This is a genomic window from Actinosynnema sp. NPDC091369, from assembly GCF_044757065.1.
Classification (GTDB): Bacteria; Actinomycetota; Actinomycetes; order Mycobacteriales; family Pseudonocardiaceae; genus Actinosynnema.
The window spans coordinates 282338-295909 of sequence record NZ_JBIVUG010000006.1 but is presented as its reverse complement, the minus strand read 5'-3'; the positions used below and the strand labels follow the sequence as shown (position 1 = coordinate 295909).

13 protein-coding genes are annotated in these 13572 nt (G+C 72.1%); 10 read left to right on the top strand and 3 right to left on the bottom strand.

All coding sequences use genetic code 11. The annotated features are described in order from the left end of the window. Positions 1–92 precede the first annotated feature (92 nt). The 4 genes from ACIQMJ_RS24525 (at position 93) to ACIQMJ_RS24510 (ending at position 2833) form a co-directional block, all read left to right on the top strand. Complete coding sequence (locus ACIQMJ_RS24525) at positions 93–530, top strand: MarR family winged helix-turn-helix transcriptional regulator (protein ID WP_053720039.1); 438 nt, start codon at positions 93–95, stop codon at positions 528–530. After that, positions 520–873: a fluoride efflux transporter FluC gene (locus ACIQMJ_RS24520; RefSeq protein WP_499763329.1), complete on the top strand. Its 354-nt coding sequence runs from the start codon at positions 520–522 to the stop codon at positions 871–873. The genes ACIQMJ_RS24525 and ACIQMJ_RS24520 overlap by 11 nt, the downstream gene beginning before the upstream one ends. Further along, positions 870–1202, top strand: a complete 333-nt coding sequence (crcB, locus tag ACIQMJ_RS24515; RefSeq protein WP_499763328.1) for a fluoride efflux transporter CrcB — start codon at positions 870–872, stop codon at positions 1200–1202. Before ACIQMJ_RS24520 ends, crcB begins: the two co-directional genes overlap by 4 nt. A 314-nt stretch (positions 1203–1516) precedes the next feature. Continuing rightward, complete coding sequence (locus ACIQMJ_RS24510) at positions 1517–2833, top strand: ice-binding family protein (RefSeq protein ID WP_499763327.1); 1317 nt, start codon at positions 1517–1519, stop codon at positions 2831–2833. A gap of 71 nt (positions 2834–2904) precedes the next feature. Here the strand turns inward: ACIQMJ_RS24510 and ACIQMJ_RS24505 are convergent, their stop codons facing one another. Both ACIQMJ_RS24505 and ACIQMJ_RS24500 read right to left on the bottom strand, forming a co-directional pair. Continuing rightward, positions 2905–5157 (bottom strand): HelD family protein, encoded by a 2253-nt coding sequence (locus tag ACIQMJ_RS24505; RefSeq protein WP_499763326.1) that lies wholly within the window; start codon positions 5155–5157, stop codon positions 2905–2907. A 225-nt stretch (positions 5158–5382) separates the two neighbouring features. Continuing rightward, the gene (locus tag ACIQMJ_RS24500; RefSeq protein WP_499763325.1) at positions 5383–6222 is read right to left on the bottom strand and encodes an SGNH/GDSL hydrolase family protein; all 840 of its coding nucleotides are present in this window, start codon (positions 6220–6222) and stop codon (positions 5383–5385) included. 211 nt (positions 6223–6433) lie between these two features. Between ACIQMJ_RS24500 and ACIQMJ_RS24495 the strand changes: the two genes are divergently transcribed. From ACIQMJ_RS24495 to ACIQMJ_RS24480, 4 genes are all read left to right on the top strand, one after another. After that, entirely contained in the window at positions 6434–7120 is a 687-nt protein-coding gene (locus ACIQMJ_RS24495; protein WP_499763324.1) for a hypothetical protein, read from the top strand. A gap of 252 nt (positions 7121–7372) precedes the next feature. Further along, complete coding sequence (locus ACIQMJ_RS24490) at positions 7373–7939, top strand: TetR/AcrR family transcriptional regulator (protein WP_499763323.1); 567 nt, start codon at positions 7373–7375, stop codon at positions 7937–7939. A 54-nt stretch (positions 7940–7993) separates the two neighbouring features. Further along, the gene (locus ACIQMJ_RS24485) at positions 7994–9355 is read left to right on the top strand and encodes a dihydrolipoyl dehydrogenase family protein (protein ID WP_499763613.1); all 1362 of its coding nucleotides are present in this window, start codon (positions 7994–7996) and stop codon (positions 9353–9355) included. A 118-nt stretch (positions 9356–9473) separates the two neighbouring features. Next, positions 9474–9845 carry a hypothetical protein gene (locus tag ACIQMJ_RS24480; protein ID WP_499763322.1) on the top strand — a complete coding sequence of 124 codons (372 nt, stop codon included), beginning with the start codon at positions 9474–9476 and terminating at the stop codon, positions 9843–9845. Between the two features lie 15 nt (positions 9846–9860). Here the strand turns inward: ACIQMJ_RS24480 and ACIQMJ_RS24475 are convergent, their stop codons facing one another. Continuing rightward, a complete protein-coding gene (locus ACIQMJ_RS24475; protein WP_499763321.1) occupies positions 9861–11108 on the bottom strand; it encodes a hypothetical protein in 1248 nt (415 codons plus the stop codon). A gap of 173 nt (positions 11109–11281) precedes the next feature. Here ACIQMJ_RS24475 and ACIQMJ_RS24470 point away from each other — a divergent pair, with 173 nt between their 5' ends. Together ACIQMJ_RS24470 and ACIQMJ_RS24465 are read left to right on the top strand one after the other, a co-directional pair. Continuing rightward, on the top strand, positions 11282–12727 hold the full coding sequence (locus ACIQMJ_RS24470; RefSeq protein ID WP_499763320.1) for a S8 family peptidase: 1446 nt from the start codon (positions 11282–11284) through the stop codon (positions 12725–12727). A 274-nt stretch (positions 12728–13001) separates the two neighbouring features. Further along, complete coding sequence (locus ACIQMJ_RS24465) at positions 13002–13505, top strand: DUF3145 domain-containing protein (RefSeq protein ID WP_123743506.1); 504 nt, start codon at positions 13002–13004, stop codon at positions 13503–13505. The last annotated feature ends 67 nt before the right edge of the window (positions 13506–13572 follow it).

The window sequence follows — 13572 nt, the reverse complement described above, 5'->3', positions numbered from 1 at the left end:
GCGAGGGGCGGACGCGAACCGCCGCGGCGGACGATCCCTCGCCCGCAGACTGGATCGGTGCCCGACATGGTGCGACCCAGTACCCTTCCCGCATGTCAGACGAGGCACGCTCGCTCACCGACGTGGTCACGAGGCTCCGCCGGGCACTGCGCACGAGCATCCGGTCGGAATGGCCGTGGGACTCCCTGCCGATGGCGCAGGTCGAGCTGCTCCAGACGCTCGCCGAGCGCCCTCCGATGCGCGTGGGCGACCTCGCGGCCGAGTTGCGGCTGGCGCCGAACACGGTCAGCGGGCTCGTCGGCCAGCTCATCGAGAACGGCCTGGTCGAACGGGGCGGCGACCCCAGCGACCGCCGCGTGGCCCGGCTCTCCGTGACGCCCCAGGGGCACGAGCAGCTCGCCGTCTGGCAGGCCGCGCACGAGAAGCGCATCGGCTCCGCGCTGGACAAGCTCGACCCGGGCGAGCGCGCCGACGTGGTCCGCGCCCTGGCCGCGCTCGACCACCTGGTGGACCACCTGCGTGCGCACTGAAGCCCGCACCGTCGCCGCCGTCGCGCTGGGCGGCGGACTCGGTGGCCTCGCGCGCTACGGCCTGACCGCGGTGACGCCCGGTCCGTGGGGCACGCTGCTGGTCAACGTCGTGGGCTGCGCGTCGATCGGGGTGCTGATGGTCCTGGTGCCCCGCCTGCACCCGCTCGCGCGGCCGTTCCTCGGGATCGGCGTGCTGGGCGGCTTCACCACGTTCTCCGGCTACGCGCTGGACGCGGTGCGGCTGGGCGGCCTGACCGCGTTGGCCTACCTGTTCGGGACGCTGCTCCTGGCGCTGGGTGCGACGTTCGCCGCCATGGCCGTGACCCGCCGGGTGGCGCCGTGACCGTGCTGCTGGTCTTCGCCGGCGCGGCGGTCGGCGCGTCGCTGCGGTACGGCGCGAGCCGGGTGCTCCAGCGGTCGTTCCCCTGGGCCACCTTCGCGGTCAACGTCGTCGGCTCGTTCGTGCTGGGCTGCGTCGCGGGCGCGTCGCCCCACCTCGTCGCGCTGCTCGGCACGGGCCTGTGCGGCGGCCTCACCACCTACAGCACGTTCAGCTACGAGACCGTCCGGCTGACCGAGGACGGCCGCTACCGGCAGGCGTTCGCCAACGTCGCCGCGAGCCTCACCACCGGCGTGGCCGCCGCCGCCCTCGGCTACGCCCTTATCCGGTGACCTGTCGGTCACCGCTCACCCGCGAAGTCTCGCTGCTCGGCTGAGGACGTCTCCTGTGCCTCCAGTCCGGGATGAGCGACCCGTTCGGGTGGTTATTCGCGCCGTCAGGTGGATTCGGTGGCTCCGCGTGGCGAGGGGTCAAGCACGCTCATAACGTCTCCCGACAGCGATCGGGGCGGTGGGGCCGTCGATTCAAGTCCAGTGTGGACTGTGCAGGCAGGTCGCTCGTCCGGCTTGCACAGCAGACCCGGACCCCGAGCGCACCGGCCGAGTCGTACCGGCCCGGTCGATTGATCGACGGGAAGGCGATACGGATGGACGGCAAACCCACGAGGACGTTCGTCGGGGAGACCTGGCGCCGCCGCTGGGTCGCGGTAGTGGCACTCGGCGCGATGGTGAGCATCGTGACCTTGATCGGCACGTTGGCGAGACCGCCCGCAGCGCACGCCGTCGAGGCGCCGGTCGAGCTCGGTGTGGCGGAGAGCTTCTCGGTGCTGGGCGGTCAGTCGGTCACCAACACCGGTGACACCGTCCTGAGCGGCGACCTCGGCGTCAGTCCCGGTACTTCCATCACGGGCTTCCCACCAGGGATCGTCGGTGGGACCACGCACCAGAACGACGCGGTGGCGGCTCAAGCACAAGCCGACCTGACGGTCGCCTACGACGACGCCGCAGGACGGGCTCCCACCGGGCAGGCGCTCCCCGCGGACCTCGTCGGGCTGACGCTGGTAGGCGGCGTGTACGGGGCATCCGGGGCGACCGAGTTGAACGGGACGCTCACCCTCGACGGCCAGGGCGACCCGAACACGGTCTGGATCTTCCAGATCCCCTCGACCTTGATCACCGGCTCGGCCAGCGTGGTCAGCCTGATCAACGGCGCCAGGGCGTGCAACGTCTTCTGGCAGGTGGGCAGTTCCGCGACACTCGGCACGAACTCCGACTTCGTCGGCACGATCATGGCGTTGACGTCGATCACGGTGAACACGGGTGCGGACGTCCAGGGGCGCGCGCTGGCGCGCAACGGCTCGGTCACCTTGGACGACAACACGTTCACCACGGACGTGTGCGAGCCCGTTCCGACGACCACGACGACGACTAGCACAACGACCGCTACGACGACCACCACGACGGACACGACGACGCCGACGACCACCACCACGACCACGACGACCGATACGACGACGACGGCGCCGACCACGACGACGACCGGCACGACCACCACGACGACCGGCACGACGACGACGGCGCCGACCACGACGACGACCGGCACGACGACGACGGCGCCGACCACGACGACGACCGGCACGACCACCACGACGACCGGCACGACCACCACGACGACCGGCACCACGACGACGGCGCCGACCACCACGACGACCGGCACCACGACGACGGCGCCGACCACGACGACGACCGGCACGACCACCACGACGACGGGCGTTCCCACCAGTACGACTTCCCACCCCGGGGGTCCGATACCACCGGGGCACGTCCCGCACCACCCGGACGAACTCGCCTACACGGGATCGACCAGCCCGCTCGGCCTGCTGGTGAGCGTGGGAGCACTGTTCCTGGCGCTGGGCGCCGCGCTCATCGGCATCGGACGCCGGCGAGCACGGTGGAACAAGTAGCAGCGGTGTGAGGCGGTGAGGTCCGGTCGGTGCCGAGCAAGTGCACCGACCGGACCTCACCGCTCAACCGGTCAGCCGGTAGGCGACAACCTGCCCAGCACCTCCGGCAGGTCGCCGGTGTGCACCACGCCCAGCCGCTGCGTGGCCCGGGTCAGCGCCACGTACAGGTCGCTCGCGCCGCGCGGCGACTCGGCGAGGATGCCCGCCGGGTCGACCACCAACACCGAGTCGAACTCCAGGCCCTTCGCGTCCGTCACGCCCAGCACGACCACCTGCGCGTCGAGGTCGTCGGAGGCGCCCGGCACGGTGGAGCGCAGTGACGCCACCGACGCGGCGGGCACGATCACGGCCAGCTTGCCGTCCCCGATCGCGGCGACCTCCTTGCCCACCAACGACGGCAGCGCCTCGGCCACCGACGGCACCCGGAGGGCCCACGGCTGGAAACCGCTGTCCCGCACCGACGTCGGCGGCACCAGGTCCGGGTCGACCGACGCCAGCACGTCCGCCGCGACGGCCATGATCTCCGACGGCGTCCGGTAGTTGACCGTCAGCTCGGTGAGCTTCCAGCGGTCCATCACGTACGGCGACAGCACCTCGTGCCACGACGACGCGCCCGCGATGTCGCCGGTCTGCGCGATGTCGCCGACCACGGTCATCGACTTGGACGGGCACCGGCGCATCAGCGTCCGCCACGCCATCGGCGACAGCTCCTGCGCCTCGTCCACGATCACGTGCCCGAACGTCCAGGTCCGGTCCGCCGCCGCGCGCTCGGCCGCCGTCTCGTAGCGCTCCGCGCCGTGCCGCTCGGCCAGCCGGTAGGCGTCGACCAGGTCGGTCGCCATCAGGATGTCCGGGTCGGCGTCGTCCTCCAGGTCGAGGATGTCCAGCACGCCCTGCGCGTAGTCGATCGCCTGCCGCCGCTGCCGCTCGGCCCGCGCCTTGGCCTCGGTGTCGTCCTCGCCGAGCAGCTCGGCCGCCTCGTCCAGCAGCGGCACGTCGGCGGGCGTCCACTCGGCGCCGCGCGGGCGGGCCAGCAGCTCGCGCTCGGCGGGGGTGAACTTCGGCGCGGCCTTGGCGATGAGCTTCGGCGACGCGTACAGGTCCTCCAGCAGCCGCTGCGGCGTCAACGTCGGCCACAGCTTCTCGATCGCGGCCTGCACCGCCGGGTCCTCGCGCAGCTCGCGCCGGATGTCGTCGATGTCGGCCTGGTCGAGCAGGTGCCTGCCCAGCCGGGACACCGCCTGCGAGGCCAGCGTGGAGATGATCTCCCGCTGGAACGTGCGCCGCGCCTCGTTGTGCGGTCGCCGGGTCCGCCGCGCCCGGCCGCGGGCGTCGCTGATCGCCCGCCGGTCCAGCCGCAGCACGTCCTGGTCGAACGGGACCTCGACCAGGCTCGGCGCCTCCTGCCGGTCCCGGATCGCGTGCGCCACCACGTCGGCCATCTCGATGCGGCCCTTGAGCGCGGCCACCTCGGCGGGCTCGCGGCCCACCGCGGTCAGGCCGGGGAACAGCTCGCCGACGGTCGACAGCAGCACGCCGGTCTCGCCCAGCGACGGCAGCACCTGCCCGATGTAGCGCAGGAACGTCGCGTTGGGCCCGACCACCAGCACGCCGCGCTTGGCCAGCTGCCGCCGGTGCGTGTAGAGCAGGTAGGCGGCGCGGTGCAGCGCGACCGCGGTCTTGCCCGTGCCCGGACCGCCCTGCACGACGACCACGCCGTTCAGCTCGGTGCGGATGATCTTGTCCTGCTCGGCCTGGATGGTCGCGACGATGTCGCCCATCTGGCCGGTGCGGCTCGCGTTCACCGCGGCCAGCAGGGTGGCCTCACCGGTCAGGCCCTCGGACGGCCGGTTCGGGTCGACCGAGTTGATGTCCAGCAGCTCGTCGTCGAAGCCCACGACCTTGCGCTGCTTGGTCCGCAGGTGCCTGCGCCGGCGCACGCCGTCCGGCGCGGCGGCGGTGGCCAGGTAGAACGGGCGGGCGGCGGGCGCGCGCCAGTCCATCAGCAGCGGCTCGTACTCCTTGTCCTCGTCGAACAAGCCGATCCGGCCGATGTAGAACCGTTCGTCGGTGTGGAAGTCGAGCCGGCCGAAGCACAACCCGTTCTCCACCGCGCTGTACTGCGCCAACTGGTCGGAGTACATGGCCACCGAGGTGTCCCGCTCGGACCGCATCTGGTGCGTTCCGCCGGTTTGCCGCAGCGCGCCGGCCAGGCGCTTCGAGCTCTGCTCGCGGAGGTCGTCCAGCCTGCCGTACAGCATCGACACGTATTCCTGCTCCGACTCGGTTTCCGCGAGCCGGAGGTCATCGGAGGGGCTTGACAACGTGCCTCATTTCTGGATAGCGTGGTTTATCAGCCTGTCTCACATTGCGGCTGACGGTTCTTAGCGGGCACACTCCTGCGCCCGTCCTGCGCAGAACGTCTAATCTACTACACGTTCTTGGCGCCCGTGCGTGAACAAACCCCGCGATCCTCGCCCGACCCCGTGATGTGCGAAGGCCGCCGCCGAGCGGGTGCTCGGCGGCGGCCTGGTCCCGGTGAGCTGGCGTTACAACCGGTCCGCGACGATCGCGCCGATGGCGGCCATGCCGTCCGCGTTCGGGTGCAGCGGCGCGACCGGGCCGGTCGCCGCGACGCCCTCGAACCAGCGGTCCCGCGCCGGGGCGCACGCGTCGTGGCCCGCGCTGGGCGCCGCGATGTCGACGAACTCCACGCCGTGCTCCTCCGCCTCGCGGGCGAACACCTCGTTCAGCCGGTGGAGGCCGCCCTGGAGGTAGTCGGCGTCACGGCCCCAGATCGGCTGGTCCGGGTAGCAGCCGCCGGGCCGGATGTAGGTGCCGTAGCCGACGATGACGATCCGCGCCTCGGGCGCGCGGTCCGAGATCAGGTCGAGCGCGGCGGCGAACTCGGCGGCGTAGGCGTCGATCCGCTCGGCGAGCTCGTCCCGCCCGTTCGCGGTGAGCTGGTCGCGGCACGACGTGCCCACCGGTTCGGGCAGCACGTTGACGCAGCTCTTCGCCAGCTCGACGAACCCGACGTCGTTGCCGCCGATGGTCAGCGTCACCAGGTCGGTCGACGGGCTCAGCGCGTCCGCCTGCGGCTCGTGCGTGCCCCGGACCGTCGCCTGGGGCTCGGCCAGGTTCTCGGTGACGGCGCCGGAGCACGTCATGTCGGTGAGCCGCGCCCCGGTGCGCTCGGCCAGCGCGGCCGGCCAGTTGCGCGTCGACCGCAGGCAGCCGGGGTCCTCCGCGTCCTGCTGGGGGATGAGCGGTCCCGCGGCGGACGAGTCGCCCAGTGCGACGTACTCGAAGTCCGGTTCGGCGGTCGCCGCGCCGGTCGCCCAGGTGATCGACAGCACCGCCAGCAGTGCGGGTAGCAGCCTGCGCACGAGCGCCTCCTCATCGTGATCGGGTCGGGTCCGCTCGACATGATGTGGCCTGCGCCGCGGCGGTGCGTCGCCGAGCCGGGGTAGATCACCCGAGAGGGTTGCGGTGCGCGGAGCACACCCGGTGAGGGCCCACCACCCGATGAGCGGCTGTACGAAGGCACGCGGGTGAAACCGGATCGCGCGACCGGGTCGCTCCGGCAGGCTGGGACGCGTGAAGGAGAAGCGCCGGGAGTTGGCGAGGCTGTGCCGCATCGCGGTCGACCGGCCGAGGTGGCAGCTCGGGTTCGCGGTGGTCGTCTCGGCGTGGTCCCTGGTGTGGGTGGTGGGGCAGGCGTTCGGCGCGCCCAGCCCGCTGGAGGTGCTGCCGGTGCGCTGGGCGGGCCTGCCGACGGGGTGGCTGGACGCGACGCGGTCCTGGTTCGACGGCCGCACCGGGTTCCTGGCGGTGGTGGGCGGCCTGCTGTGGGCGATGACGAGCCCGGGCGGCCAGTCGCCCGCGCTGGTCGGCTGGCTCGCGGTGATGGCGGCGGCCGAGGACGTCGGCTACGTGGCGGTGCGGTGGGCGTTGCTGGCCCTCGCCGTGTTCCTGGCGGTGATGGGGCTGGTGTCGCTGACCGGGCGGCGGGCGTTCGTGGTGGACCGGGTCGCGGTCATCCCGCGGGACGTGGCGCGTGCCGGCGCGACCGCGGTGGCGTTGTCGGCGGTGGTGCCGCTGGTCGCGCCGGGACTGGTGCTGGTCCGGCTGGTCGGCCCCTACGTGACTCGGCCACCGCGCCGTCGGCCGGGGGCGCCGATCGTCGGCGCGGCTTCGACCGAACGGCGGCCGACCACCGTTCCGGCCGGTGAGACGCCCGGTGAACTGCAAGAACCGGTTCCGGCGCAGCGCGGATCACGATGACGGGCCGGTCGGATTCGGTGATCCCGTGAGATCGTGGGGGTTCGCGGCGGATCAGTGAGGGTATGCAAATAGTTTTGCCCCCCAACAATCCGAACCGAAAGATGAACAAAGCTCACATCACATTCCGGAATCGTCTGTTTGGGCTTACCGGTCCGTATCCATCAAGATGTGCCCGTGCCAGAAAATCCCGCCGAAAACCGCTTAGCCAAGGTGATGCGTCGTCAGCCCGTTCAGCAGCGCGGGGCCGCGACGGTGTCCGCGATTGTGGATGCCTGCGCGACGCTGCTCAACGACTACGACTACGACGACATCACCACCGCTCGGATCGTCGAGCTCGCAGGCGTGCCAATTGGATCGTTCTACCAATACTTCCCGGACAAGCGCTCTGTTGTGCACGCGCTGGCGTTGCGCGGCATGGAGGAGTACCTGGGCCGGGTCGAAACGCTGTTCACCGAGGGTCGGCTCGCCGACGACTGGCGGGAAGCGGTGCAGCAGGTCGTCGGCATCTACCTGCGGATGCTGGTCGAGCTGCCCGGTTTCGGCCGGGTGCGGTTCAGCGACCTGCTCGACGGCCACCGCCTCGACGCCTCCGTCGACCAGTACGAGCTGATGGCCGAACGGCTGCGCGACCTGTTCCTGGGCCGCTTCGCGGTGCGGGGCGACGCGCCGGTCACGTTGACGTTCCGGATGGCCGCCCAGACCGCCGACGCGATGTTCAAGCTCGCCGAACGGGTCGAGCCCGACGAGCGCCCGGTGGTGCTGCGCACCGCCGACGGCGTGATCCTGAGGATGCTCGCCGGGGTGTTCGACCCCTCGTGACTTGCCGCACCGGTCCGGGTGGTGTGGGGTGGACCGGTGAGCGACGACTTCGACGTGATCGTGATCGGCGGCGGCCCGGTGGGCGAGAACGCCGCCGCCCGGACTGCCGCCGGCGGACTGCGGACCGCGCTGGTGGAAGCCGAGCGCGTCGGCGGTGAGTGCTCGTACTGGGCGTGCATGCCGAGCAAGGCGTTGCTGCGCCCCGGTCACGCGCTCGCCGCCGCCCGCCGGGTGCCGGGCGTGCCGGTCGGGGCACGCCTGGACCCCGTGGAGGTGCTGAAGCGGCGCAACAGCTTCACCTCCGACTGGGACGACGCGGGCCAGGTCGAGTGGGCCGAGGGCGCCGGGCTGACCGTCGTGCGCGGACGCGGGCGACTGGTCGGGGAGCGCCGGGTCGACGTGGACGGCCGCGTGCTGACCGCGACCAAGGCGGTCGTGGTGTGCACGGGCAGCGTGCCGCGCATCCCGTCGCTGCCCGGTCTGGCGGACGTGGCGTACTGGACGTCACGGGAGGCGACCTCCGCGCAGGAGGTGCCCGAGTCGTTGGTGGTGCTCGGCGGCGGCGTGGTCGGCGTGGAGATGGCGCAGGCGTGGGCCCGGCTGGGGTCCGACGTCACGCTCGTGGTCTCCGGCGAGCGGCCGCTGCCGAAGTTCGAGGCGTTCGCGGGCGACCTGGTCGCCGAGGGGCTGCGCGAGGACGGCGTCCGGATCGTCACCGGGGCCAAGGCGGTCGGGGTGTCCGGTTCGGACGGGAGCGTGTCGCTGCGGTTGTCGGACGGGTCGGAGGTGCGCGGCGCGCACCTGCTGATCGCGACCGGGCGGCAGCCCGCGACGTTCGACCTCGGGGTGGAGCGGTTCGGCTTCACCGCCGGGGAGGCGCTGGAGGTCGACGACACCGGCCGGGTGTCCGGAGTGGACTGGTTGTACGCGGCGGGTGACGTCACCGGTCGCGCGTTGCTGACCCACCAGGGCAAGTACGCCGCGCGGGCGGTCGGCACGGCGATCGTCACCGACGCGGTCGACCCCCGACCGTGGACCGCGCCGGTCGCGACGGCGGACCACACGGCGGTGCCGCAGGTGGTGTTCACCGATCCCGAGGTGGCGTCGGTGGGCTGGTCTGAGGCGCAGGCCCGCGAGGCCGGACTGGAGATCCGGGTCGTCGACCTGGACATCGCGGTGGCCGGGTCGTCGCTGCACGCGGACGGGTACCGGGGCAAGGCGCGGATGATCGTGGACGAGCGCAGGCGCACGCTCGTCGGCGTCACGTTCGCGGGTCCGGACGTGGCGGAACTGATCCACGCGGCCACCATCGCGATCGTCGGCGAGGTCACCGTGGACCGGTTGTGGCACGCCGTTCCGGCGTACCCCACCATCAGTGAGGTGTGGTTGCGGCTCCTCGAGGCTTACGGTCTCTGACGCTCGGTGCACCGGGTGTCACCACATCGTGCACACTTTCCGCCGAGTGCCGTAGCACCAGTGGGGCCATCAAGACTCTTTACCTCAAAATGCGGCTTCAGCTCATTACACTGCGGTCGTGACCAGGGGAACCGTGGCTCTCGCGATCGGCGCGGTGTTGTGGTGCGCCTACGTGATCGTGTCCACGTTCCTGCCGGGCGGGCCTTCCTGGCCGCCGGTCGCGGTGCACCTGCCCGGGTTCCTGGTCGTGCCGGTCGTGCTGCACACGTTGTGCCGCGCGCGTTCCAACGCGTTGTTCTGCCTGGCGCACGTGCCGAAACCGGTGCTGTTCACCGGGTTCGCGATCGCGGTGGGCGGGTGGTTGTTCTCGTTCGGCGCGATCACGGGCAAGCCGGGCACGGAGACGTTGTGCGCGGTGGCCGGGCTGGTGATCGTGCTGCACGTGGCGTTCGGGCTGATCGGCGTCGGTCTCGTGCGCACGGGGTACTGAGGCGCGCCGCCGTTCCTACCGCTGCGAGGCGGGCAGCCGCAACGCCTGCTCGGTGAGCTCGGCCAGCCCCGGGTCGGCCGGGTCCTGGTCGCCCTCCGCCCACACCACCTGCGTGATGCGCACCTGCGCGCCCTTCGCCGAGACGGTGATCGCGGACCGGTCGAACGACGTCGGACCGCCCGGCCACGCGCGGCCCTCCTTGACCAGCGGGGTGACGCCGCCCGCGCCCGCCACCGACGCGATCGCGTGCAGCTCGGCCGCCCGGGTCGCGTCGGGCAGGCTCAGCTCGGCGACCGCCACACCCGCCCTCCGACCGTCCACTGTGGTCTCGTACTGCGCGCGGCGCAGCTGCATGCAGACGTGCTGGGCCAGCCACGCCTGCACGTCGCCGAACGCGTGGCCCGCGCAGTCGTCGGTCCGGTCCGCGCCGCGCGGCGTGAAGTTGCGGCCGTCCACGACGACGGTGGTCGGCTGGGGGTCGGTGGTGGTGGACGTCGAGCTGTCGGCCGTGTCGCCCGGTGACAGCGAGATGATCAGGGCGACCACCAGCAGCACTGCGAGGACCACGCCGCCCACGTAGGGCAGCACCTGGCGCTTGGTCGGCGCCGGCGTGACCTTCGGCAGCAGCATCGTGCTCGCCGACGCGAGGTCGGCCGCCGTGTCGGAGAAGCCCTCGGCGAGCAGGTGCTGGCGGGCGGGCGGCGTGCCGGTGGGCGCGAGCACGGCGACGAGCTTGGCCGCGTGCTCGGCGGAGCAGGGCCGGTCGCTGGTGGCCAACTCGCGGGCGGCGGCGAGGAGGGTCGTCGGCTTCGGGTGCAGCACGCGCACGCCCCGGTTGAGGTCCACCGTCGGCTGCACCACCTGGCCGACGTAGGGGCCGACCGCGACGACGGTCGTCACCGGCAGCGGCTCGCCGCGCATGTCCTGGATGCGGCGGGCGACGGCGGTGGAGGCGGCGAGGGCCTCGGCGGCCGGGCTCGTCGCGCCGTCCGGGCGGGTCAGCGGCCAGCCGTCGATCTTCCACTGCCCGTTGAGCGGCGCCTCCAGGCGCATCGCCGGGTCCGGCAGGTCCACGCCGACCACCACGAGCACGCCGCGGGGCAGCACGACCACCGCGTCGAGGTCGCGGGTGCTGTCCGGCGGGCGCACGCCGAGCAGGGCCACTCCGCCGAGCACGGCGTCACCGATGCCCCACGTGCTCAACGCGGCGCGCACGTCCGCGCCCACCGCGGAGGGCTCGGTCCCGAGTCGGATCAGCCGCACAAGATCACCACACGGTCGCTCGGTTCGGCGTTCCACACGGTCGGACACGGTAGCGCCGCCGGGGTGCGAGCTGCTCCGCGCATCGCGGGAGATGACGTTGCGTGACGACCATCACCTGAACAGGCGTGACTCGTTAGTGGGTTGCTCAACCCTGCATTGGAGGTTCGCCCGTGATGCGCAACGCCGCCCTGCTCGCGGCGGGCACGCTGGCGCTGTCCGCGGCGGTGGTCCCCACCGCCTCGGCCGGTCCGCTCGCACCCGTCTCGACGTTGCTCGCCAGTCAGCTGTCCAGCGCACAACCCGCGACGGTGTTCGTGCACGGCACCGACACCGCCGCCGCCGAGAAGGCCGTGGAGGACGCCGGCCTCGCCCGGATCACCGGCTTCGACCGGATCGGGGTGGTCGCGGCACGGGGCACGGCCGCGCAGATCACCGCGGCGCGGGCGGCGACCGGCGTGACCTACGTCGAGGCGAACCGGCCGATCCGGTTCACCGGGTCGACCTCGCACGTCGCGACCCGCGGGTTGGCCGCGCGCCAGACCCTGACCGGCGCGAACGGCGTGGCGCTGGACGGCACCGGCGTCACGGTCGCGGTGATCGACTCCGGGGTGGACCCGACGCACCCGGCGTTCCGGCAGGCCGACGGGCGGACCAAGGTCGTGCGCAGCCTGAAGAGCGTGTGCTTGGACGAGGCGAGCGCCGGCACCGGGTGCATCCTCGACGTGCCGACCTCCGTGGACACCGACCTGCTGTCGGTCGGCGGGCACGGCACGCACGTCACCGGCATCGCGGTCGGCGGTGACACGACGTTGAGCGACGGCACCGTGGTGCGCGGCGCGGCTCCCGGGGCGAAGGCCGTGGTGATCTCCACCGGCGCGGTGCTGTTCATCATCGGGGCCGACGCGGCGCTGAACTGGGTGTTGGAGAACCACCGGGCACCGTGCGGCGCGGGCGTCCCGGCGTCGGTGTGCCCGCCGATCAAGGTGGTCAACAACTCGTACGGGCCGTCCGGCGGTGGCGCGTTCGACCCGAACTCGACCACGGCCAAGTTGCAGCGGGCGCTGGCGGCCGAGGGCGTCGTGACGGTGTGGGCGAACGGCAACGACGGCGGTGACGGCAGCGCGAACCTGTCCAACCCGGCCGGTCAGGACCCGACGCCCGGCGTGCTGTCGGTGGCGTCGTACCACGACCTCGGCACCGGCACGCGGGACGGCGCGGTGTCGGACTTCTCGTCGCGCGGGCTGGCGGCGGACCCGTCGACGTGGCCGGACATCTCCGCGCCCGGCGAGGACATCACCTCGGCGTGCCGTCCCCACCTGGTGATCTGCGCGACCGGGCTCCAGCCGCAGAACGGTCCGGGGCTGCTGGACGTCGGCACGTTCAACACGATCAGCGGCACGTCGATGGCCGCGCCGCACATCACCGGCATCGTCGCGCAGCTGTTCCAGGCCGATCCCGGTGCGACGCCGGCGCGGATCGAGGCGGCGTTGAAGTCGACGGCGCACAAGTACGCGTCGGGTGCCGGGTACTCGGCGGTCGGGCCTTACACGAGCAGCCACGACAAGGGAACGGGGTTGGTGGACGTGGTCGCGGCGGTGGGGGCGCTCGGCGCGCTGTGATCGACCCGGAGATCAAGTGATCACCGCGAAGATCACGTGACCGTGTCCGGGTGATCCCGGAAAGTGACCTCGCGGTCCGGTGCCGGGCCGCGAGGTCGCGGATTTTGGGGTCGAAAGTCCTGTATCTGACCCGGGTGGGTGAGGAACGGGATGGTTCTTATGGCGGACCGCTGCCGCAGCGGGCAGAATGACCAAGTCGGGAATTCGCAAGATCGTCCGCATCATCGAGAGGTCGTAGGGGAAGACGTCCCTCGTCGAGTAGCGGAGGTCAGCTGTGAGCACCCGTGGCAGCAGCAGTGGCGTGGTCTACGTCCACTCGTCGCCGTCTGCGGTCTGTCCGCACGTCGAGTGGGCGATCTCGGGCACCCTCGGTGAGCGAGCGGACCTCAAGTGGGCGGCGCAACCCGCGGCGCCAGGTCAGTTGCGCGCCGAATGCAACTGGACCGGCGACGCCGGCACCGGTGCCCGACTCGTGTCCGCGCTCAGGGCGTGGCCGATGCTCAGGTTCGAGGTGACGGAAGACCCGAGTCCGGGCGTGGACGGCGTGCGGTACTGCTTCGCGCCCGTGTTGGGGCTGTGGCACGCGCGTACCAGCGCGAACGGCGACATCGTCGTGTCGGAGGACCAGCTCCGGGCGTTGGCGGCGCGCAGCAGAGGTGGCGAGTCGTTCGCGCACGGCGTGGATGAGATCCTGGGCGCGGCTTGGGACGACGCCCTGGAACCGTTCCGGCGGGCGGGCGACGGCGCACCGGTCACCTGGCTGCACCGCGTGGGCTGACCACCGGGCCTGCCCCACCTTCCGAACACGCGTGTCGAACGCTCAGGTCCCGCGTGTCGAACGCTCA